Below are 21,965 nucleotides of genomic sequence, written 5' to 3' on the forward strand. Positions count from 1 at the left end.
GAAAAAAATAAAAAGATGGCTTTTTTACGTTAGTTTGCCATAGAGCTATTTTATATCATGCCTCTATAAATGTGAGGAAGATAACGATGCTATATGAGCTATTTTTATTTGGACTACTTTCAGGAGTCACCACTTGGTTATTTGGTTTTGGTGGCGGATTTGTTGCTGTGCCTTTGCTTTATACAGTCATTATTCAAAAGTGGGGCAATCAAAGCATGGTGGGGGTACATGCCATGCAAATCGCCATTGCTACATCTGCTTTTGTCATGCTCTGCTCGGCAAGTTTTGCAACCTTTCGACACTATCGGTCTGGACACATAGATTGGCAAAAGATCAATTTTTTATGGGGTGGTATTGCACTTGGTGGAATTGTCGGTGCGGTCATGGCTTCATTATTTAATGGAAATTGGCTTCGCTGGATATTTATGGGCTATGTGTTCATAACCATTCTAGATTGTTATTACCGACCAGGGTTTATAGTGACCTCAAGGCAAAAGCAACACTATGGTCAAAACAGTGACCTCATTAAAGGGGGCATTATTGGTTGGGTTGCAGCACTTTTAGGTATTGGAGGAAGTGTAATGACGGTTCCTTTATTACGGCGGCGGGGTAGTTCTATGGCAGAGGCCGCGGCTATTGCAAATATTCTCACACTGCCTCTGTCTTTAACTGCAACGTTTACTTACTGTGTATTGTCAATTTGGCAATCTACATGGGCACCTAGTGGATTTATCGGTTTGATCTGGTTTGAAGCCGCTTTATTCTTGGTTGCAGGGACATGGATCGGGCTATATTTTTCAGAAAAATTTATTTCAAAACTACCTGATTTATTGCGTGCAAAGTTCTATCCGCTACTTTTAATAATAGTTCTAATAGTCATGCTTTTTGTAAATTAATTTTTTATTTCAATTGTTTGAAGAATAATTTTTCTTAAATAACAAATCTCTAAATGCTCTAAAACTGCAAAATTTATGTCTTAAAGGGCTTTGAAAAAAGTTTGAAAAATAGACTTGAAATATATAGTGGCTTTATGCCACTATATATTTATCGAAGGTCATCAGACAAAAAGAGGATGATATGGCTATCCAGCTTTTAGATGCGGCAAGAAATGAAATTCCAGTGAAATTCACGCAGTTTTCTGGTGGCGAGCGTCATGTTCAAATTGATGAGACAACCTTAGGTTCACTATCTGGCAAGGTATTGGTCCGTGCAAAGATGGCCTCAAGTCACGATCTGATGGACTATTTACTACTTGAAAATATATTGCTGACTCAAGGTTTAACCATTGACCTAGAAGTTCCGTATTTTCCATATGCACGTCAGGACCGTATTTGTGCAGTAGGCCAAGCGTTCTCGCTTGATGTGATGACTAAGTTACTCAACATTAATGCAGACAAAAAAGCAGGCAAACAAGGCAAAGTGACTGTTTGGGACTGCCATAGTGAAGTCACTACAGCCTTACTTGCTGCCAATACTTCTTTTAGTGAAGTTGTAAATATCAGTTCAGTCGACATCATCGAAAAGAGTGAAGCGCTAAGTACATTATTAAAAGATGAAAAAACAGTACTGATTTGCCCAGACAAAGGCGCGAAAGCACGTACACAAATGGTTGCAGATGCTTTTAATTCTGAGCGCAAACAATCTATCACTATTGTTCAGTGTGATAAAAAACGTGATCCAGTGACTGGCAAAATTTTGGGTACACATGTACATGCGACTGACTTATCAGGCCTAACAGCGGTCATTACCGATGACATTTGTGACGGCGGTGCAACCTTTATTGGTATTGCCAAAGAACTCCGTCGCCTCAATTGCCATAAGGTCGTTCTATATGTGACACACGGTATTTTTAGTAAAGGAATAGAGGTTTTTGATGGATTGCTTGACCAACTGTTTACCTCAGACAGCTTTCCTCAACAACCATCAGACAAAATTTCAGTAATTGCTTTTGCAGCAAAATAAAGAGAATAAAGATGACTATTAAACTTAATCCATTAAACGCTATCGATTTTTATAAAGCTGATCACAGACGTCAGTATCCAGCAGGTACAGAGTATGTATACGCCAACTTTACGCCGCGTTCATCTCGACTTGCTAAAATGTTGCCTGACTTCGATGATAAAGTTGTGTTCTTTGGACTTCAGGGTTTTATCAAACACTTTTTAATCGATACATGGAATGAAGGCTTTTTCAAACAACCTAAAGACAAAGTCGTGGCTGCTTATAAACGCCGTATGGATAGTTCATTAGGTGAAGGTGCTGTACCAGTCGATCACATTGAAGCATTACACGACTTGGGCTATTTACCTTTACGCATTAAAGCCTTGTCGGAAGGTAGTCGTGTCAATATGCGTGTACCTGTGCTTACCGTCATTAATACCGACCCGCGTTTCTTTTGGTTAACTAACTATATTGAAACGGTTTTAAGTGCTGAGCTTTGGAAAAGCTGCACTACAGCAACGATTGCCTACGAGTACAAACGTTTATTAACGCAATATGCCGTAAAAACTGGCGCACCACTCGATTTTGTACCTGTGCAAGGACACGATTTTAGTAGCCGTGGCATGAGTGGAATTTATGATGCGGCACAATCGGGTGTGGGACACTTAACCAGTTTTATTGGAACAGATTCGGTTGCTTCAATTGACTATGCAGAAGAATATTACAATGCAACAGGTGTGATTGGGGTTTCTGTACCAGCGACCGAACACAGTGTGATGTGTATGGGTACAGAAAACAGTGAGCTAGACACATTTAAGCGTTTAATTTGCGAGCTTTATCCGTCGGGTGTTGTCAGTATTGTGTCTGATACTTGGGATTTTTGGCGAGTGATTACAGAATTTACGGTGGCTTTAAAATCTGAAATTCTGGCAAGACAACCCAATGCTTTAGGTTTGGCGAAATTGGTTTTCCGTCCAGACTCTGGTGACCCAGTTAAAATTATTTGTGGTGACCCAGACGCCGAAGTCGGCAGCCCAGCATATAAAGGCGCGGTAGAATGTTTATGGGAAGTGTTTGGTGGTACAACAACTGACCAAGGCTATAAAGTACTCAATGAACGTGTCGGTTTAATTTATGGTGACTCAATTACCCTAGACCGTGCACAGCGTATTTTAGAAGGGCTTGAAGCCAAAGGTTTTGCTTCAAACAATTTGGTGTTTGGGATCGGTAGCTTTACCTATAACTACTTAACTCGCGATACCTTTGGGTTTGCTGTGAAAGCAACTTGGGGGCAAGTAAATGGTGTAGGACGCGAACTATTCAAAGACCCGATTACTGACTCAGGTGTAAAAAAATCTGCGAAAGGTCTGTTACGCATTGAAGAAAGCGAAAATGGCTTTACTTTATTTGATGAGCAAACAGCCGAACAAGAACAAGGCGGAGCACTAAAAACTGTCTTTGAAAATGGTAAACTTCAATATGAGTGTACTTTGGATCAAATACGTGAGCGTTTATCCATCGCATAACTGAGTTTAGATGAGCCGTTGCATGTGTATCGGCTCATCGTTTTTATCGAGAGGTTGAACGTGACTATTCAAACTGAACAAGAATTCCTTGCCAGTTATGATCGCCGAGATTATGACGCACCTTTACTCACGGTCGATATGGCTATTTTCTCGGTATTTAATGGTCAGTTACAGGTATTACTCATTAAGCGACCCAACTTTCCAGCCAAAGACCAATGGGCTTTACCGGGTGGTTTTGCCGATTTAAAGCACGATCAAGATTTGATGGCCACCGCATATCGTAAGCTGGTTGAAAAAACAGGGATTGCTTCACCTTACTTGGAACAAGTTGCTTCTGTGGGTAATGCCAAACGTGACCCGCGTGGCTGGGCAGTGACGATTTTGTATTTTGCTTTAATTGATTTTAATGCTTACGAACACCAAGCTTTGGCTGAGTACAGCGAATGGGTGCCAGTGACAAAAGCACAAGATTTAGTATTGGCGTTTGATCATAATGAATTGCTCAGATTAGCTTTAGAGCGTTTAACCAATAAAACCCGCTATACCGCATTGCCAGCCAGTCTCATGCCCGAGTTATTTACACTGACCGAGCTACAAACCATTTATGAAATTATTCTTGGGCAATCCTTAGATAAAAAAGCGTTTAGACGCCGTATGATAGAAGCAGGTGCAGTTGAAGAAACCAACCACAGTAAAATTGTGGGCAAACGGCCAGCTCAGCTTTACCGCTACGCACTCGATTCTTTTGATTTTATATTTCCTCGCTCACTCGAATTACCTCGAAATAAAGAGGGTGAAGACAAGCAAAACAATGAGCTTTCTGACTAGCGCATCTTGATGCGCTTTGATTTATAATGCCGCGCTTATGATTGATTTCATGTTTTGATCAGCGCTTTGCCTATGTCACACGTTTCTCCCTGCTTCCAGCAAAACCAGTTTTTTGTGTTGGTGGAGTACCTCACTTCACTGCATGAAATTTATCCTGTGAAACATGAGTTTGCAGGATATCCGGCTGCAATGACATTGGCAGATCGCGTACATTCAGATCATGATATTGCGCCGCTTGAAGCCAGCAAAAGCTACCCTGACTCAATAGAGAAAGTTTTACACTTTTCAGGTAAGGCCCGAGACATACAAGACTTTGAGCATTTTTTAGAGCAAGCTCAAACAGCCAATATTCAAAACTTGTTATTGCTTACAGGCGACAAACTTAAAGAGCATCATAATGGTCGAGATGGACAGCCTCGTAGCCGATACCTAGAGTCAGTAAACGCCGTAATGGCTGCCAAGCAACATGGCGGGTTTCGTATTGGGGTGGCTTTTAACCCATTTAAATATGTTGAAGCTGAGCGTGATGCACAGTATTTAAAACTACATAAGAAAATTAAAGCAGGCGCTGACTTTATCATTACCCAATTGGGCTATGACATTGAAGCTTTAAAACAAGCCAAAGCATTTTTAATCAAGAACAATTATTCGCAGCAAATACTGGCTTGTGTAATGCCACTGACTTTGGGCCGTGCTAATTTTATGGTGAAGCATAAGGTTGCGGGTATTGTAATTACTCCACACATTCTAAAAGTCTTGGCAGAAGAAAAACAGGCAGGGCACACTGACCGTGTTTATTTACGTTGTGCTTTGCAAATTTTAATATGTAAACACTTGGGGTTTGCAGGAATTCACTTATCTGCCTGCCATAAACCAGAAGAGCAAATGCTGCTTGAAAGCTACATCGAGCAATACAGACATCTTAACCTTAAGGCCTTAAAAGAGCTTTGGAATTCACTTTGGCAAGTCACGACAGGCAAAGAGTTTTCGCCTGAAATTTCTCATTTTTCGCGTCAGCCATCATCTAAACAATTAATTAAATATCGCCAGCTACATGTTATGCATGAAGCAATGTTTGGATCAAAAATTGCCAAGGGGCTTGGACGTTTTATTTTTAAAGCATCTTTTTGGGAAAATTCCTTAGTTGCTAAGGTATTAATTAAAACCGAAGTGCTCAGTAAACATAGCTTAGTGGGCTGTGAAAGCTGTGGTCAGTGTCGCCTAAGCGATACTTTATATATTTGCCCTGAAACATGTCCAAAAGGTTTAGCCAACGGGCCTTGCGGCGGAACAACTTTAGACCGCTGCGAATTTGGTGACCGTGAGTGTATTCATTCAGTTAAAGCAAGGCTTGCTAAAGCAGTTGCACAAACTGAAATACTAAAAGAGAAATTAATTCCAACTGTGCCTATTGAAACTAGGGGAACCAGTTCTTGGAAAAATTGGTATTTAGGGACTGAGGTTTAAGTTTTGTATTCCACTTTAAGCACAGCGATAGTTCAAATTTAAAAAGCGGTGGATAAATTAATTAGATATATATTTTACTGTTAGCTGTAAATTATATCTTATAGGATAATTTCACTTATTAAGCATGAAACTTTTTTTATTAAGCCAATTGCTAAAAGCAATTGAAAAATCTAGAAAAGTAAAGGGTGTGGAAATTAAAGAACTTAATTTCGTTCAGGCTCAATAAAGTCATTTTTATTAAATTTTTTATGTTAAAGTCCAGTCAACCTAAAAACTGGTAATTAAAATGAATATCTGTGTAGGCGGTGAATTAGATGGGCAAGTGATTGAAAAAGAAGGCAGATTACTAAAAGCTTCTGATATTGATCCATCATTCAAAACAGAGTACTACAAACAGATTTACAACCGTAATAACCTCATTTACCAATTTTGGTTACCAGTCGGTTCAGATCTACACGATATGTCAAAATTAGTATTGGATATCTTAAGAGTACCGAAAAACTAGTTTTATCATTTGTCGGACGTATTACGGCACAGGAAGCCCCGTTAAATATCGATTATTGGCGGGGCTTTTCCATTTTGGCAATAAAATATTAATACTGATTAATGAACGTCGTGCTAAGGTATGTGAACACCTCCAAAAATAAGGTTTATATATGTCAGACAACACAACGAAATGGCTGTGTGTAGGTGGTGTTCTAAGTGGAGAATGGAGAGAGCAGCAATTAGATGCTTTTGATGTTGATCCTCATGATTTAAATACTCATAGTTATCAAGCTATGAAACTTATTAACCCTGCTACCAAGTCAGCACAGTATTTCTATGTATATACTGAACTACAAGAACATGCGTACGACCGGGCAATAAATTTTGCCTTATATAAAAATCAATAAAGATGAGAGAGCACTTAGGTGCTCTTTTTTATAGGGGTAAGTACAGGTTAAGTGGATACACAATTAAAAAAGCCCCTCATATCTGAGAGACTAGTCATATCAATTTTCTGGAATGGATGGCTACAATTTCTTAAATAACTAAACAAATTAAATTGATAAAAGTAATTAATAGTATAATAAATCAGTGCACTAATTTATTTTTTGATAGTAGCAAGGCCTTAAAAGCAACTTAACGCACTGCTAATAAGAAATTATTTGTTATTAGGATCAGGTTGATCATTATTCTCAGGCAGATCTTTTACAGTGCCAGGAACTTGCGGTGGTTGAGTTTCAGTAGGCGGCGTTACTGCCGAATGCTTGTTCATTTGAGCTTTAATGATATTAGCTTGGTTAGTTGTATTTTGAGAAAAACTTTTAAAACCTGACATTTTTATCTTCTTATCTTCAATAGGGAAAGTTCATAGTACGCTTTAAACACCTTTACATTGCGGTAGTTTTGAGACTTATATGTGTTGATATGTCCTACAAATGAGCTTTATTTCGACGATATGTTTCATAAATAAAATCAATTATATATAACCTGTTGAGTTCTATCCTTTAAAACCCGGAATTATCCAATCTAAGTTTTAAGTGGGGGTACATAAAACACACATATATAAATTTTCACCATGTACTAGATGATTAAATTTAAAAAATTAATCTAAAATATTTACCTACAAAATATTGATAGTATAAAAATTTCGTTAAGCATACTATGTGTGATTAAATTGGAGCATATTAATGCTAAAAGACATTACAATTATTGATTACCAAGGAAAAGAAATAAGAGCACAGGCAAACTATACAGAGGTAAATACTAATAGAATCAATCACTCATCTAGATTACAGAGAGCCAAGGTTGAATATATTTTGTTAAAAGGTGAATTGATTTATCCTACCTTAAATATGGTTTTCAACAGCTCCGATGGCAACAGCTACTATATAGATTACAAATGACCCACTTCGGTGGGTTTTTTAATGGGAAAGATTTGTGAAAAATGAAATAGGGAAAGATATGGTTGATTTTGCATCATCTATTTTACCAATAAGGAAGCTAAACAAAGGTTTTTTAGAATATTGCTAAATACAGTAGGAAAAATTACCGCACAGATAAAATTAAGTTGAAAGTAAATATTTCCTTTACTATCAATTTAACCGTAAATTTTACGGATAAGTTATCAAAACCATAGTTTTTTTAAGGGTATTTATAGTGTGCCTTACTAAACCAACACAATATTAACGTTCAAAACAAATTTTGTTTCTTTTCTTAACTCTAAATTTATCATAATTCCATAAAGAGCAGCTTTTTCATAAGTTGGCTCAATAATTGTATAATTATAAGGAGAGATACGAATGCCTAGGTATTTAGCTATCGCAGATACGGTATATAAAAAAATAAAAAATGAGAACTTATTTACGGAAGACACGATTGAAAACTTGAACTGTCTTATTGGGTTGATACGTCAAGCTATCAAAGGAACTGAATTTCAACTAATACATAATTATATTAATTTTGAAGAGTGTCTTACAAAGCCACTAGCAGATTGTACCGTTAAAATAGATTTATCCCTTATGCCTAATTATAAAAATGGGGATGAGTTTATATTATGGTTAGCAGGATTTATTGAAAAAATTACGACAGGCGGAAAACCTAAACTTCCACCTATTTCTCAAATGATTCCTAAAGACTATGCATTTACAAAGGAAATTATTCCAGTATCTCCAACACCTGAAAAAGAAGAAAATGTAGAAATGATAATAAATTATTTTAAATCAGAAGATTACCTTAAAAAAACAAAAATATCTTCGTGAGAAGAATATAGAAGTATGCGTGAAGCTAACTTCTATATACTGCTGATATTCTAGCGACCGCCTATTGGGGCGGTTTTTTAGTTTATCTACGAGCCATCTTTCTTTTTAAATTTACTAAAAGTTTTCTTTAGAAAATTTAAATGTATTAAAATGTATTTTTAGTAATGTCAAGTTTATATATAACAAACACTTAAGTATAATTTTTGGTAAATTAAACTATACGATATTTACATAAGGTTGGGTCCACTTAACGCAATTAAACACTTTTCTGCAGATAATTTAAAAAAAAGGAAATTTAAAGTGATGAATGAAAATGCAGAACTTATAAAGTACGTAGATGTCGCAGAAAGTGTATATGAACAGGTATACGAAAAAAATCAAATTTCTAATAATTTGGTTGTTAACTTAAACCGTTTAATGACTGAAATTACGAAACAAGCTGAAGAAAAAAAATTAAAGTTAAAATATTCTTCCATTGATTTTGAATATTGTTTGAGTATGCCTTTAGCAGATAGAGACGTAAAAGTAGATTTAAGTTTGATTCCTCATTTTGAGCATCGTGATGAATGTATTTTATGGTTAACGAACTTTATTGGAAAAATAAGTGTACCTCAAAAAATGAACCGCCAAAAATTAAACTCTCGTTAAAATTTCTTATAAATTATATGATTGCTAATCGAGTAGTAATTTAAATGGCGACCTGCCCTGAAGAGATATGTGTAAAAATGATCACAATAAGAAGCAGGTCATTAAGCAGATCTACAATGTAGTAGTTGGGTTGCCAGTTAGCCCATTCATGCTTTTAAACGAGAAACCCTAACTGGCAATATGACCTTATAACACTATATTCAAGTCCGAACTACTTAATTACTTTAACGATGAGTAACACGAAACTTTTAGTAATACTTTCCATTTTGCTATCAGGATGCAAGCACACACGATTAAAAATAATATTCGAGTAAGTATCTGCGTACAGTGTGCTGTAAATTAGCATTAGATCAAAGGCTTGGCCATATATCAGTGCAGTTAGATATACATTCATTTGAAGCATTTTACACTTGCCCCTATCTTCTATTGGGTGGATTTCAGGGAGTAACTTTTGCATTCGTTTTTAAAAATGTCTGGTCTTGCAGGCGAATATCGTTAGTAAAATATGCTTGTATCTAATTTTTAGACAGCATATCAAATTATATAGCTATAAATTTTTAATCTCCTACGTCGTAAAAATATTTATTTTGATAATTAGATCACAGAATTTGGTTAATTTATCACCACTTATCAGTAAGTAAATTTTAATGTTTGATAAAAATATATTTATGGTTATATTCAGAAAACTATTGCAAATCAGCAATAGGTATTTCTAGGATGGAATAAAAATGAAAAAAAAGGTAATAAAAACAGCTGTAGCTATTTCATTAGGATTAACAACAAGCATGAGTTATGCAGAGGAGTTTAAAAGATTCTCTGTATCTGCTGGTTGGCTACATGTCATGCCACAAGGTAACGCAAATCCATTTAACATTAATACAAGCGTTAAAAATGGTACTGTTGCTAAAGTAGGAACTATTTCGACAACTAGTTTTTTAAACTCAATTGATCCGAATGCCACTATGACTGATATGGGAGGAGAGGTTTGGAATTTAAAAGAAACTCTTACTGAGTTTTTAGCCCAACCCGATATCCAAAATCAACTTACAGACGGTAAGGGAAATGTTTTATCTGAAGTTGCTGGTACAGCTCGAATTGAGGGATTAAGTAGCTGGCAGCAGCAAGATGCGGGACTAGAAGTTGATGATGTAGACACATTAGGTTTAACATTTAACTATTATTTGAATGATAACGTGTCCTTACAATTTATTGGCGGAATTCCACCCAAAGTTGATATTAAAGGAAAAGGAGAAATCTTAGCGCCGTTAAGCGGAGTTGCAATGTCTCCTAACGACTTAGTGAAATATCTTTTCCCTGACGGTTTTACCTTAGGTCAAGCAATTCCAATTACTAACCTAGGAAATAAATCTAAAGCTGCAACTATTCGGGCATGGACGCCAACTATAGAAGCACAATACCAGTTTGGAAAAAGTGGGGTAAATAAGTTTAGACCTTATATTGGAGCAGGCATAATGTATGCCCATTTTAATGATATTAAACTCAACGATGGAATTCGTTCTGATTTAGTCTCCGCAGGTCATATGATCCAGAATGTTTTAGATGGCAAAGCAGGAGCAGCTTTAGACCGAAAAGAATCTAGTGGCAATATAGTGGTGAATGTTGATACGGATGATGCAATAGCCCCAATTTTTACGGCTGGTTTTACCTATGATTTTAATGATTCATGGTATACAGTTGCTTCAGTCTCATATGCAAAGTTGAATAATAAAGCCGAAATTGATGTAGTCAATCAAACTACAGGAAATCGACTGATACACGCTACAACAAAAGTTGATATTGATCCGCTTATTACTTATTTAGGGATAGGGTATCGGTTCTAATTTTTTTTGAAAAATCATTAAAGGCTACTTAAAAAGCCCTCTAATGAGGGCTTTTTAATGCTATAAACAACTACAACACTTGAAAATCAATATTTTTATACTTTTGTAATTCTTATCAAACACCAGTACAAAAATGACCCCAACAAATGTAATGTCTAGATGACTATTTACATGAAAATTACAACATCTCATACTTATCAAATCAAAAAATAGATGTGTTATAGAAAAGAATGAGATTGGTACTAAGCTCAAAGGAAGCGCTTAACCGATCTTCTTAAAATTCGATGGATTTCGTTATATAGGTAAACGATGACCGCACTTTTAGAAAAGGATTTCAGTCCATCTGAGTTTACATTGTTTTCTGAAATATTATGGAAACTTGGCTCAGGGAAAGGGCACTACAATTTACGTGAAAATATCCTTGCTGATATTGCCATCTTATTACGGGCTGATTTCGCGGCATCTTACATTTGGGATTCAACCAATAACTTATCGAGAGAAGGCGTAATATGGAAAATCGACCCAAAAGCGATGGAGGATTATGAGAGCATTTGGCAATTTGATGATCCGATTACGGCACAGCTTCGCAAACGTCAGAAACCAACATTTGTAAATGAAGTTATGCCTCTTGCTAACCTTAAAAAAACACCATATTACAATGAGTTTTTGAGAGCCTATGGCTTATATCACGGCATAAATATTTATTTTGTCCGAAATGGTATGGATATTGGTGATTTACGCATTTGGCGTGCGAAAGACGCCGATATGTTTAGTGAACGTGAAAAAAGAATATTAAACTTACTTGAACCTTATTTTACCCAAGCTTTACCAGCAGATTTATCAACCCAATACGGTTTAACTTCGCGTGAGCAAGAAGTGGTTCATTTAGTCTCTAAAGGTTTAAGTGATAAACTCGTGGCAAATTTACTGGAAATTAGCTTTACTACATTAAGGACTCATCTGAACAATTCTATGAGAAAAATCGGCTGCAATAATCGCACTGAAATGGCCTTGCTCATTCGGCATTAAAGTTTAAGCAATCCTCAATTTTGAGGATGCGAATGAATGAGCAATTTATACTAAGTTCCTAAAATTACAACTTAAATGGATTCTAAGTTACTATGTTAAATACAAATGAAAAAAATAATTGGATCGAATCACAGGGTTTATCAAACGCTTCAGTAGATATCATTACTAAACTCATTCATGAAAGAAAAGTATCTTGTGAAGAGCTTGTGCATCATTACTTCGATACGATTGAAAAACAGCAATCCTTAAATGCTTTTATTAGCACAGATAAAGCTTCAGCAATTCAGCAAGCTCAATATTGGGATGAATACCTACTGAGTGGAAAACCATGTCCAGCTTTGATGGGTATTTTAATTGCGGTTAAAGATAATATTCATGTTGCAGGTTTTCCAAATAGTGCAGGTACGCCAGCTTTGGCTCAATTTAGACCTCAAACTTCTGCGCCCGTTATTCAAAAACTCATTGATCAAGGTGCAATCATTGTTGGTAAAGTCAATATGCACGAATTAGCCTTTGGGGTAACCGGTTATAATACTGCCATGCATATAGAGAGCGTTGTGGGTACACGAAATGCTGTAAACCCGTCACATATTGCTGGTGGGTCTTCTTCGGGTAGTGCGGTAGCTGTTGCAGCGGGCATGGTTCCGATTGCTATGGGTACAGACACAGGCGCTTCTATTCGTCTGCCAAGTGCCTTAAATGGCTGTGTCGGCTTTCGTCCTACGGTAGGACGATATTCACAAGAAGGTATTACCCCGATTTCACATACTCGAGATACCGCTGGACCTATTGCACATACCGTATCTGACATTATCTTAGTTGATGAACTCATCACTCAAGAGCCAAAGAAAGAACCATTAGAGCCTCATCAAATTCGACTCGGTATCAATTCATATTTTTGGAATCATTTAGATGAAGACGTTCATAAACAGGCTCATATTGCGCTTGAGCTTTTAAAAAGTGCAGGAGTCGAAATTATTCCAGTCGATATGCCAAATTTAGAACAACTCAATCAAGCTATTTCATTTCCTGTGGCTATCTATGAAGGCAAGTATGACCTGATTCAATATTTGAAAGATCATCATGTAAATTTGACCATAGAGGCTGTAGTCGATCAGATCTCAAGCCCAGATGTACAGGCAATTTTTAGACTGAATATTCTTCCTGAGTTAACTTTAGATCAGACTGGTCAATTTGTTCCTGTTTTACCTTTGTATGAAAAAGCGATTAGTGAAGCTCGTCCACAATTGCTTGAACTCTACCAAAACACATTTAAAGCGCATAATTTACATGCTTTATTATTTCCGACATCACCGATTGTTGCACCACTAGCAAACGAAGAAGTCTATTCAATTGAAACTTTCCAGACACTCATGCGAAATACAGACCCCGGCAGTAATATTGGAATACCGGGCCTGAGTTTACCTATTGGAAAGGGCGCGAAATCAAAACTGCCAATCGGATTTGAAATAGATGGCTTAGCTCATCAAGATAGTGAATTGCTTGCGATTGGAATAACTTTAGAAGAAATTTTTAAGGTTTTAAATCAATAGACAAAACCTCTTAAATCACTATTTTTAAAGCTTTGTTTGTCTTTTAATAATAGGTCTAAATTTATTTTAAGACTGTTTTTTATCCAAAAAATTATAAGCCATTTTACTTGTTATAATGGCTTATTTATTAAGCAATCATTGCTTGTTAGATTTAATATTTTGTCAGTTTGTTGTTGTTAATTTTATAAAATATAATATTTATAAATCATATATATTCTATTTTTATAAGTATAACAATTTTTATTGTTAACTCATTTTTAAATTACATATTATTTTAATTAATAATACTTAAATATTACATAATAAAATTTATTCTTAATATTTCTGCAATATATTGCTTTTATTAAAGGAGTTTTATTGAAGCTTAAATAAAAATTAAAGGGTTTATTAACAATAGCTTGTATTGAATTTTTAGATGGATTTATTACGAGAAATCTACACTAGTTCGAATTACATAATTTTTAAACATAGTTTATATAATATGCTTTATTGACATAAATAGAAAAAATATATGGCAAAGAAGTCAATGATATTTAATTAACTTCAGAACCATAATTTGCACCAAACTTTACGCTGTCACGATTCATTGAATAAAACCAAGTGAAAAGTTACGTAAAAAAGAAACCAATAATTTTATTGGCTTAAATAAAAAATCGAATATTACAAATAAGCGGAATGAATATGGATAACGTAGCTCAGCTAGAAACTGATACTAATTTCCAAAGTCGAAAGAAAATAACTTGGGGTGTTTTTAGTGTCCTGCTGTTATTTTTAGTTGCCGGTATCGTATATTATTTTTTGGTATACCGATTCTATCAATCTACTGATAATGCTTATGTGCAAGCCGATGTGACTTGGGTCATGCCAAAAATTTCAGGCGAAGTGATGGAGTTATTAATTAACGATAATCAGGTGGTAAAAAAAGGGGAAACTTTAGCGGTATTAGACCATCGTGACTATCAAGCTCGTTATGACCAAGCCCGTTCTGTGGTCAGCTTAAAAGAAGCCGCACTGGGCGTACAACAACAAAATGAAAAGTCTGCCAAGTCGTCAATTACTGAAGCAAATAGTGGTGTAGTGGCAGCACAAGCCGACCTATCTCGTTTGAAAAAAGAATATGAGCGCTATCAAGATTTATTAAAAGATGGCGTGATTACCCGACAAAATTTTGAAGGGATCCAGTCTCAATATTTAACAGCTCAAGCACAGCTCAGCAAAGCACAAGCCGCCGTAAATGCAGCAGAAGCTCAGTTGGGGAGCTTACAAGCCAGTCGAGCGCAGCTTTTGGCAGATATTCAAAGTGCCAATGCGAATTTAAACCTGTATCAGGTTGATTTAGCTTCATCAAAAGTGGTCAGTCCTGTTTCGGGTAAGATCGGTAGCCTTGCAATTCAAAAAGGTTCACGCGTTTCTCCACAAACCCGCTTAATGGCGATCATTCCTGAAAATAGTTTGTATGTACAAGCGAACTTCAAAGAAACCCAAATTGAAAAAATGCATATCGGTCAAAAAGTGAAGTTAAAAATTGATGCCTATCCGAGCCTTACCTATACCGGAAAAATTGAGAGTTTTTCACCAGCTTCAGGCGCAACTTTTTCACTCATGCCACCAGATAATGCAACGGGTAACTTTAACAAGGTTGTACAGCGTATTCCTGTACGTATTGCCATAGATTCAAGCCCACATATTGATTTGATTAAACCTGGAATGTCGGTGAGTGCCACCGTTGACCTAAGAACTTAATAAAAAAATTTTAGGTAATAAGAAAATGAATAAGCATGTTGAAGCCGAGTGGAGGTTTCCTGCAAAAACTGCATGGGCAATTTTTGCTGCCATGATTTTTGGCAACTTCATGGCAATTCTTGATATTCAGATTGTGGCGAGTTCTCTAAACGAAGTTCAAGCTGGTATGAGTGCAAGTCGTTATGAAGTCACTTGGGTACAAACGGTTTATTTAATTGCCGAAATTATTGCAATTCCAATGTCGAGTATTGTCTCGCGGGTGCTTTCAACACGGGTGTATTACACCATGTGTGCAATTGGGTTTACGGTGAGTTCTTTACTTTGTGCTTTGTCATGGAACTTGGAAAGTTTACTGGTGTTCCGTGGTATTCAAGGCTTTATGGGCGGCGGCATGATTCCGACTTCCATGACGGCGTTGTATTTACTGTTTCCAGAACCAAAACGTTCATTGCCTTTGGTCATGTTTGGCATGATCAGTACATTAGGCCCAGCAATTGGCCCCACCATTGGTGGTTGGCTTACCAATAATTTCTCATGGCACTGGATGTTCCTGATCAATATTATTCCAGGCATTATCATTGCCACAGTTATTTACTCAGGTCCAAATATCGACCGTGCCAATTATTCACTCATCAAAAGCATGGACTGGCTCAGTCTGGTGGGTATGGCGATGTTTTTGGGTGGGCTTGAATATTTCCTCGATGAAGGCGCACGACATGACTGGCTTGCCGACACAGGCGTTCGTATTGCTTTTATGGTCTGCCTAATAGGCGGCATGATTTTCTTCTCTAGAAGTTTTACCCAGCCTAAGCCTTTGCTCGATTTATCGGTATTTAAAAATAAAAACTTTACTTTGAGTGCTATTACAACGTTTGTGATTGGCATGGCGCTGTATGGCTTGGGTTACATGATTCCTGTGTTTCTTGGGCAAGTCCGTGAAATGAATAGTAGCCAGATTGGTCACGTCATGATGGTGACAGGCATTGTCATGTTCTGCTTTGCACCGTTTCTTGCGTGGCTTATTCCTAACTTCGATACCCGCAAAACCGTATTTGTTGGAATGGTTCTGGCTGGTTTTGGTGTATGGCTCAATTCGCACCTCAGCATTCATAGCGATTATGACTTTATGTTTTGGCCGCAAATTTACCGCGGTATTGGTCTTATGATTTGCCTGATTGTGGTGTCACATTTGGCTATGAGCACCTTGCCACTCAGCAAAGTGGCCGATGCCAGCGGTATTTATAACCTCATGCGCAATATTGGCGGCGCGGTTGGACTGGCACTTATCAACTCATCCTTAGACTGGCTAACAGCCATGCACGTCACTCAGATTAATCAGTCGATGACACCGCAAAACTGGATATTTACAGAAAGGCTTAACCAGCTCACGGCGCAATATCAGGAAGTCGGTGCAAATGCTCAGCAAATCGCGATAAGTGTGATTTACCGCGACATTCACTTTCAAGCACTGACATCTAGCTTCAATGATTTATTACGCATGCTCGCAATCATCATGTTTGTGACCGCCTTTTTAACCATCTTTATGGATAGGGGGAAGAAAATGAATATGTAAGGTTTTAGCAGTAGAGGGCAGCTTTTAAAGAATGAAAAACAATAGGGCATATCAAAACGTATCCCTTCATAGAAAAAGAACATTTATACGAGTTTCTAATATCGCCGTATGAGCGAGTGGAACTCACAGATCTGAATGTGGGAGATTAAAGTATTATGATTAATACAACATATAAACTGATTTCAAAATTGAACCTGAAAAATGCAACTTATGGGCAATATTTTGAAAAAGAGCAAATTGATACTGATCGACTAAAAGTGATGTATTCCATTTACGAACAGTATTATGAAAATACCAGATTTTCTATTTTTGTAGATGATTTTGAAAATAAAAGCGGTGCGATTTTAATTTTTGACTCTGAAACAGACGAAATAGTCGGTTTCTCGACGGTTGTTGTGCAGCACTTTTATTTAAACGGTAAAGACTACACCGTACTCTTTAGCGGTGATACTGTTATTTTGAAGAAGTTCTGGGGCACGCGTAGCTTACAAAGCACCATGCTTAAACTCATGATTAAACTTCGCATTAAATATCCTTTTAACGAACTTTATTGGCTCCTCATTTCTAAAGGCTATAAGACCTATCTATTACTTGCCAATAACTATTATGTGTATTACCCAAACATTAAAGATGAAAACCAACACCTTTCGGAAGTGGTTGAGCACTACTGTGAAAAATTCTTTGGTGAATATTACGACCGTGAAGCAGGCTTACTCAACTTTGGTGATGACTATCAACCACTAAAAGGCGAAGTCGCACCGATTACTGCCGAAATGAGAGAAAAGAACCCAAATATTCATTTCTTTGAACAGAAAAATCCAACTTGGAAAGCCGGTACAGAACTGCCGTGTATTGGTCGTCTTGGCTGGAAAGATATTGCCCGTTTCCCCGTAAAGCTGATGACTAAGCCGACCAGTAAAGGAAAGTTTGAAGCCCGTGTAACTCATAAAACAAAACGTAGAGAGGCTATCCAATGAAATCTAATGAATGGCTGACTCTCGGCTCGCATCTTATTTTAAAAAAATGGTGTGATGCATCTGACCGTAATTTCCAAAAGCAGTTTAATGCCCTAGAGACCACACAACGTCAAATTTTGCATTCGATATTACAGACCTCGACCTTTGCCAAAGATAAAAAGGTTCAAAATTATGAGCAGTTTGTAAAAGCATTTCCTGCCACTCGCTATAGCGCTTGGCGAGAAGACATTCAGCGTTACCGTGAACAAAAGCTTTCACTCTCGAGTAGTAAACTGGTTCGCTTTCAGCCGACCAGTGGTTCGAGCGAACAAATTAAGTTTATTCCATACACCAAGCTGTTTTTAGATGAACTTGACCATGCGATTGCGCCGTGGATGGCAAGTTTATACCGTAAATGCCCACAGTTGAGTTCGGGTACACATTACTGGTCGGTGTCATGGTTGCCTGAAAGTCAGCGTGAAGTTTTAAAAGATAAAAACTTAAATGATGACAGTGCGCTACTTGGTGTAGGTAAACGTATATTGTCCAAGTTTACCCAAGCGGTTCCAAGTAACGTTGCCTTTGCAGCCAACGCGGACGATGCACTGTTTGCCACCATTTGTTATTTGGTCGCAAACCGTAACTTAGCCATGATTTCGGTATGGAGCCCAACGTTTGCGCTGCAATTACTTGAACGTTTAGAGGCATTGCAAAAAGATGTGGTTGAAGTTTTACAAAGTGGTAAATGGGGCAACCGTCAGGCTTCATTAAAAGAAGTGACTGCACCGCATAGCCCTGAAAGTGCTCAAGCTTTAATTGCAAGTTCAAGTGGCGCACAGATCGACTTTAAAAAGCTCTGGCCAAAGTTAAGTCTGGTTTCGAGTTGGGATACCGCAGGTTCAAAAGCTTGGGCCGAAAAATTAAAAGAGAAACTGCCCAGTGTTCAGTTTGAAGGCAAAGGGTTATGGGCAACCGAAGGTGTAGTGACCATTCCCTATAACGACCAATACCCACTCGCATACCAAAGCCACTTCTATGAATTTGAATATTTAGAAGGTGAAAAACAAGGTCAAATCGTTCCTTCATGGCAGCTTAAACAAGGTGATGTGGTTAGCCCACTGATTACTTCGGGTAATGGCTTACTGCGTTACTGTCTGGATGATTGCTTAAAAGTGACTGGCTTTTTAGAGCAAATTCCGTGTTTTGAGTTCCAAGGCCGCCGTTTTGGGGTAGATCTGGTCGGTGAAAAGTTAGCACCTGAAACCGCCCAACAGTTGTTGTCTCAGTTAAATGAAACCGAGTCGAAAGCGATTTCCTTACTGGCGATTGATACGGAGCAACAGGTTAAACCATTTTATTGCGTGCTTTTTGAAGGCGAAATTCATCACAGCATTAACAATGAATATATCGACAGTATTTTACGTCAAAACTTCCATTATGAACTTGCACGAAACTTAGGACAGCTTGATGAGCCGCAAATTCGCCAAGCTAATAATGGCTGGAATGCCTATAAGCAACTGGTCATGTTTGATGGCATTATCGAAGGCAATATCAAACCTGAACCACTTAAGAAAGTCACCCTCAATAGTTTGGAACAACTATGAAAGGGATGAAGCACTTTAATACTCGTTTTTTAACACTTCGACACGCCTTGTATTTAGGCGTGTTGGTTGTGTCGAATACATATGCTATGACTTTAGACGAGGCGTTGTCTGCCAGTTTAAGACATGAAAGCCAGCTTGAAGTCAGCCGTTTAAGTGTAAACCAGTCTACCGCTATGCTTGAGCAGGCCAAACAGCGTGATGGACTCAAAGTCAATTTAGTCGGGCAACTTGACTATGAAAGAATAGATACACCGCCAAAAGTCATGTTTCCAACTGAAGGAAACCGTAAAGGACGAAGTTTGCAGTTACAGGCAGATTATCCGATTTATACCTCTGGGCGGCATCGCTTGGGTGTAGATATTGCCGAAAGTCAGCTTTCTGCCCAACACCAAGGCTTGTCAGATCAACGGTCGGAAACCATTTTAAATACCGTGATGGTCTATACCGACGTATTAAAAAAGAAAGCCATTTTAGAACTTAGACAAAAGACCATGGCAAATCTGCAACGGTCTTTATATGAGTCAAAGCGCCGTTTTGATGTTGGTATGATTACCCGTGCAGACTTGGCTCAGGTTTTGGCGCAAGTCGCCCAAGGCCAAGCCGATATTACACAGGCGCAGTCTAACCTGACTGTAAGTGAAGCACAGTTTTACCAAGTGACAGGTACAACACCAGACAACCTTGTTGCAATAAAACAATTACCAGCTATACCGAATGGACTAGATGAGATTTTGGCGCAAACCAAGAACCATCCCGCTTTAATGCGCGCTAAATATGAAATGCAAGCCGCAGAGAAACAATATGCCTTAACTAAACGGGAGCTTTGGCCCACGGTTATGCTGACCAGCCGTGCCGGAAAGCAAGATGAAGCGAGTTATATTGGTTCTGAAAGTAATAACTATATGGTTGGGGTGCAGCTCAATGTACCGCTCTATGACGATGGTTTAAATCGGGCCAATGTTAAAAAAGCGCAGGCCGATATCGATTTGGCTCATCAGAAAATACGAAGTCTTGAACTGGACTTAAATAAACGTACCCGTACCACCTATGCGCAGCTTCAAACTATTCGACAAAATAAAGACGCACTGGCAAATGCCATAGAGGCAGCGTCTACCGCCTTTGTTTATACACGTAAAGAGTTTGATGTGGGCACCAAAACCACTTTTGATTTGCTCAATACCGAGCAAAAGCTACTCGATGCCCAAACCCAAAAAACCGTAAATGACCAAGACGAAGTAGTGTTTGTTTATCAGCTACTCGACCAAATGGGACGTTTAAACAGTTTGGTTCCTATGCAGACCGCACAACAGGTGAATAATGAATAAAACAAATACACCACTTGCGAATAACACTCTCATTACCCGTGAAGCGACTTTGGCAGATGACGAAGCTTTGCGAGAGTTAATTGCGGTGCCCATGACCACCAAAGGTATACAAATTAGCTTTCAGCGTGAACCGAGTTATTTTAAGGCGTCCGACATTGTCTATCGGCATAAACTTCATGTTGTGATTGAAGATACCGAAAGCCAAAAGAAAGTGGCTTGTTATAGCAATGGCTATCGTCCTTGTTATGTCGACCGAAACATACAAAACTTACGCTACGCGGGCGACTTACGGGTAGACCATAGCTATCGGGGTAAATCACTGGTGAAGGTATTAGGTAAGCATGTGAAAGATACCATGCACGCACCTAACTTTAGCCAAATGATTATTTTTGATGATAACCATGCCGCACGCGCCGCTATACAAACGGGCAAAACGGGAATGCCCGATTATTATGATGAAGGACTCATCGAGACACTCAGTCTAACGAGCACTGGCGCAAAAAGAAAAATCACGGCTTTTTTAAAGCAGACTGCTAAACAGAGTCATCTTCAAGAGATCCACACTTGTATTGCCGAAGCTAAACATGTGGAAGCCATGAACCAGTTTATTCACGACATGGCAGAGTTTTACAACTTTATACCTGCCTATAACTTTGAAGAGCTTGCCCAAGGTCATCAGTATTTTTCAGGGATAAAACTCTCGGACTTTTCACTTTACTTTAAGGGTGAAAAACTGGTGGGTATGTTTGGCTTGTGGGATCAGCATAGTATTAAGCAAACTAAAATTCTAAATTACAGCTCGGCCATAGCTGTGCTTAGACCCGTTTATAACTTTTTGACGCCAATAACTAAGGGCATGCGTTTGCCTAAGCTGGGTGATTCTATTCAATACCACGTGCTACATACGCTTATGTGCCATCCCGAAGATTTGGCTTTGCATCATAAAATGCTTGAAGATGCCTATAACAAGTCAAAACAGCAGGGTGTTGGCGTGGTGAGTTTTACGCTTTCCCATAAAGACCCGCGTTATCAGTTAAACCAGTTTTATAAAGGTGAGCGTTTAACGGGTATGCATGGCTTTATTAGTTTTGAAGGCGACCCACGACCAAATTTTGATAAAAACCTAATTCCATACTTAGAAGTTGGGCGTATTTAATTTAAAGCCTGAGGTGATACTTTTAATGAAG

At 38.0% G+C, this 21,965-nt stretch carries 20 protein-coding genes; 19 read left to right on the plus strand and 1 reads right to left on the minus strand.

Features of this window, described 5'->3' with window-relative positions; genetic code table 11:
* Positions 1 to 86 precede the first annotated feature (86 nt).
* The 7 genes from F984_RS08945 to F984_RS08975 all read left to right on the plus strand — a co-directional run bounded on the left by F984_RS08945 (position 87) and on the right by F984_RS08975 (position 6,655).
* Positions 87 to 896: a sulfite exporter TauE/SafE family protein gene (locus F984_RS08945; RefSeq protein WP_004708675.1), complete on the plus strand. Its 810-nt coding sequence runs from the start codon at positions 87 to 89 to the stop codon at positions 894 to 896.
* A gap of 181 nt (positions 897 to 1,077) precedes the next feature.
* Positions 1,078 to 1,962, plus strand: a complete 885-nt coding sequence (locus F984_RS08950) for a phosphoribosyltransferase family protein (protein WP_004708678.1) — start codon at positions 1,078 to 1,080, stop codon at positions 1,960 to 1,962.
* An 11-nt stretch (positions 1,963 to 1,973) separates the two neighbouring features.
* A complete protein-coding gene (locus F984_RS08955; protein WP_004708680.1) occupies positions 1,974 to 3,467 on the plus strand; it encodes a nicotinate phosphoribosyltransferase in 1,494 nt (497 codons plus the stop codon).
* 60 nt (positions 3,468 to 3,527) lie between these two features.
* Positions 3,528 to 4,295: an ADPR responsive transcriptional repressor NtrR gene (gene ntrR / locus F984_RS08960; RefSeq protein WP_004708682.1), complete on the plus strand. Its 768-nt coding sequence runs from the start codon at positions 3,528 to 3,530 to the stop codon at positions 4,293 to 4,295.
* A gap of 72 nt (positions 4,296 to 4,367) precedes the next feature.
* Positions 4,368 to 5,762, plus strand: coding sequence for a methylenetetrahydrofolate reductase C-terminal domain-containing protein (locus F984_RS08965; protein WP_004708684.1), 1,395 nt, complete (start codon positions 4,368 to 4,370; stop codon positions 5,760 to 5,762).
* Positions 5,763 to 6,048: 286 nt separating this feature from the next.
* Positions 6,049 to 6,267: a hypothetical protein gene (locus F984_RS08970; RefSeq protein WP_004708686.1), complete on the plus strand. Its 219-nt coding sequence runs from the start codon at positions 6,049 to 6,051 to the stop codon at positions 6,265 to 6,267.
* A 151-nt stretch (positions 6,268 to 6,418) separates the two neighbouring features.
* Positions 6,419 to 6,655, plus strand: coding sequence for a hypothetical protein (locus F984_RS08975; protein ID WP_004708688.1), 237 nt, complete (start codon positions 6,419 to 6,421; stop codon positions 6,653 to 6,655).
* 251 nt (positions 6,656 to 6,906) lie between these two features.
* On the opposite strand, the gene F984_RS22880 is transcribed toward F984_RS08975, so the two are convergent.
* Entirely contained in the window at positions 6,907 to 7,083 is a 177-nt protein-coding gene (locus tag F984_RS22880; protein ID WP_004708689.1) for a hypothetical protein, read from the minus strand.
* A 352-nt stretch (positions 7,084 to 7,435) separates the two neighbouring features.
* On the opposite strand from F984_RS22880, the gene F984_RS08980 reads away from it, so the two are divergent.
* The 12 genes from F984_RS08980 to F984_RS09040 all read left to right on the plus strand — a co-directional run bounded on the left by F984_RS08980 (position 7,436) and on the right by F984_RS09040 (position 21,934).
* Positions 7,436 to 7,651: a hypothetical protein gene (locus tag F984_RS08980; RefSeq protein ID WP_004708692.1), complete on the plus strand. Its 216-nt coding sequence runs from the start codon at positions 7,436 to 7,438 to the stop codon at positions 7,649 to 7,651.
* A 396-nt stretch (positions 7,652 to 8,047) separates the two neighbouring features.
* Entirely contained in the window at positions 8,048 to 8,506 is a 459-nt protein-coding gene (locus F984_RS08985; RefSeq protein ID WP_004708693.1) for a hypothetical protein, read from the plus strand.
* A gap of 303 nt (positions 8,507 to 8,809) precedes the next feature.
* Positions 8,810 to 9,154, plus strand: coding sequence for a hypothetical protein (locus tag F984_RS08990; RefSeq protein ID WP_004708695.1), 345 nt, complete (start codon positions 8,810 to 8,812; stop codon positions 9,152 to 9,154).
* Between the two features lie 728 nt (positions 9,155 to 9,882).
* Positions 9,883 to 10,995: an OmpW/AlkL family protein gene (locus tag F984_RS09000; protein ID WP_004708698.1), complete on the plus strand. Its 1,113-nt coding sequence runs from the start codon at positions 9,883 to 9,885 to the stop codon at positions 10,993 to 10,995.
* A gap of 309 nt (positions 10,996 to 11,304) precedes the next feature.
* Positions 11,305 to 12,024: a helix-turn-helix transcriptional regulator gene (locus F984_RS09005; protein ID WP_004708699.1), complete on the plus strand. Its 720-nt coding sequence runs from the start codon at positions 11,305 to 11,307 to the stop codon at positions 12,022 to 12,024.
* 92 nt (positions 12,025 to 12,116) lie between these two features.
* Positions 12,117 to 13,577 (plus strand): indoleacetamide hydrolase, encoded by a 1,461-nt coding sequence (gene iaaH, locus F984_RS09010; protein ID WP_004708703.1) that lies wholly within the window; start codon positions 12,117 to 12,119, stop codon positions 13,575 to 13,577.
* A 681-nt stretch (positions 13,578 to 14,258) separates the two neighbouring features.
* Complete coding sequence (locus F984_RS09015) at positions 14,259 to 15,320, plus strand: HlyD family secretion protein (protein WP_004708705.1); 1,062 nt, start codon at positions 14,259 to 14,261, stop codon at positions 15,318 to 15,320.
* A gap of 25 nt (positions 15,321 to 15,345) precedes the next feature.
* Complete coding sequence (locus F984_RS09020; RefSeq protein WP_004708708.1) at positions 15,346 to 16,893, plus strand: DHA2 family efflux MFS transporter permease subunit; 1,548 nt, start codon at positions 15,346 to 15,348, stop codon at positions 16,891 to 16,893.
* A gap of 188 nt (positions 16,894 to 17,081) precedes the next feature.
* Entirely contained in the window at positions 17,082 to 17,870 is a 789-nt protein-coding gene (locus F984_RS09025) for a hypothetical protein (RefSeq protein WP_170318192.1), read from the plus strand.
* Positions 17,867 to 19,453 carry a GH3 family acyl-acid amido synthetase gene (locus F984_RS09030; protein WP_004708712.1) on the plus strand — a complete coding sequence of 529 codons (1,587 nt, stop codon included), beginning with the start codon at positions 17,867 to 17,869 and terminating at the stop codon, positions 19,451 to 19,453. Before F984_RS09025 ends, F984_RS09030 begins: the two co-directional genes overlap by 4 nt.
* On the plus strand, positions 19,450 to 20,778 hold the full coding sequence (locus F984_RS09035) for a TolC family protein (RefSeq protein WP_004708714.1): 1,329 nt from the start codon (positions 19,450 to 19,452) through the stop codon (positions 20,776 to 20,778). The genes F984_RS09030 and F984_RS09035 overlap by 4 nt, the downstream gene beginning before the upstream one ends.
* A complete protein-coding gene (locus F984_RS09040; RefSeq protein ID WP_004708716.1) occupies positions 20,771 to 21,934 on the plus strand; it encodes a hypothetical protein in 1,164 nt (387 codons plus the stop codon). The genes F984_RS09035 and F984_RS09040 overlap by 8 nt, the downstream gene beginning before the upstream one ends.
* The last annotated feature ends 31 nt before the right edge of the window (positions 21,935 to 21,965 follow it).

It is taken from the genome of Acinetobacter nosocomialis NIPH 2119 (genome assembly GCF_000368085.1).
Lineage (GTDB): Bacteria > Pseudomonadota > Gammaproteobacteria > Pseudomonadales > Moraxellaceae > Acinetobacter > Acinetobacter nosocomialis.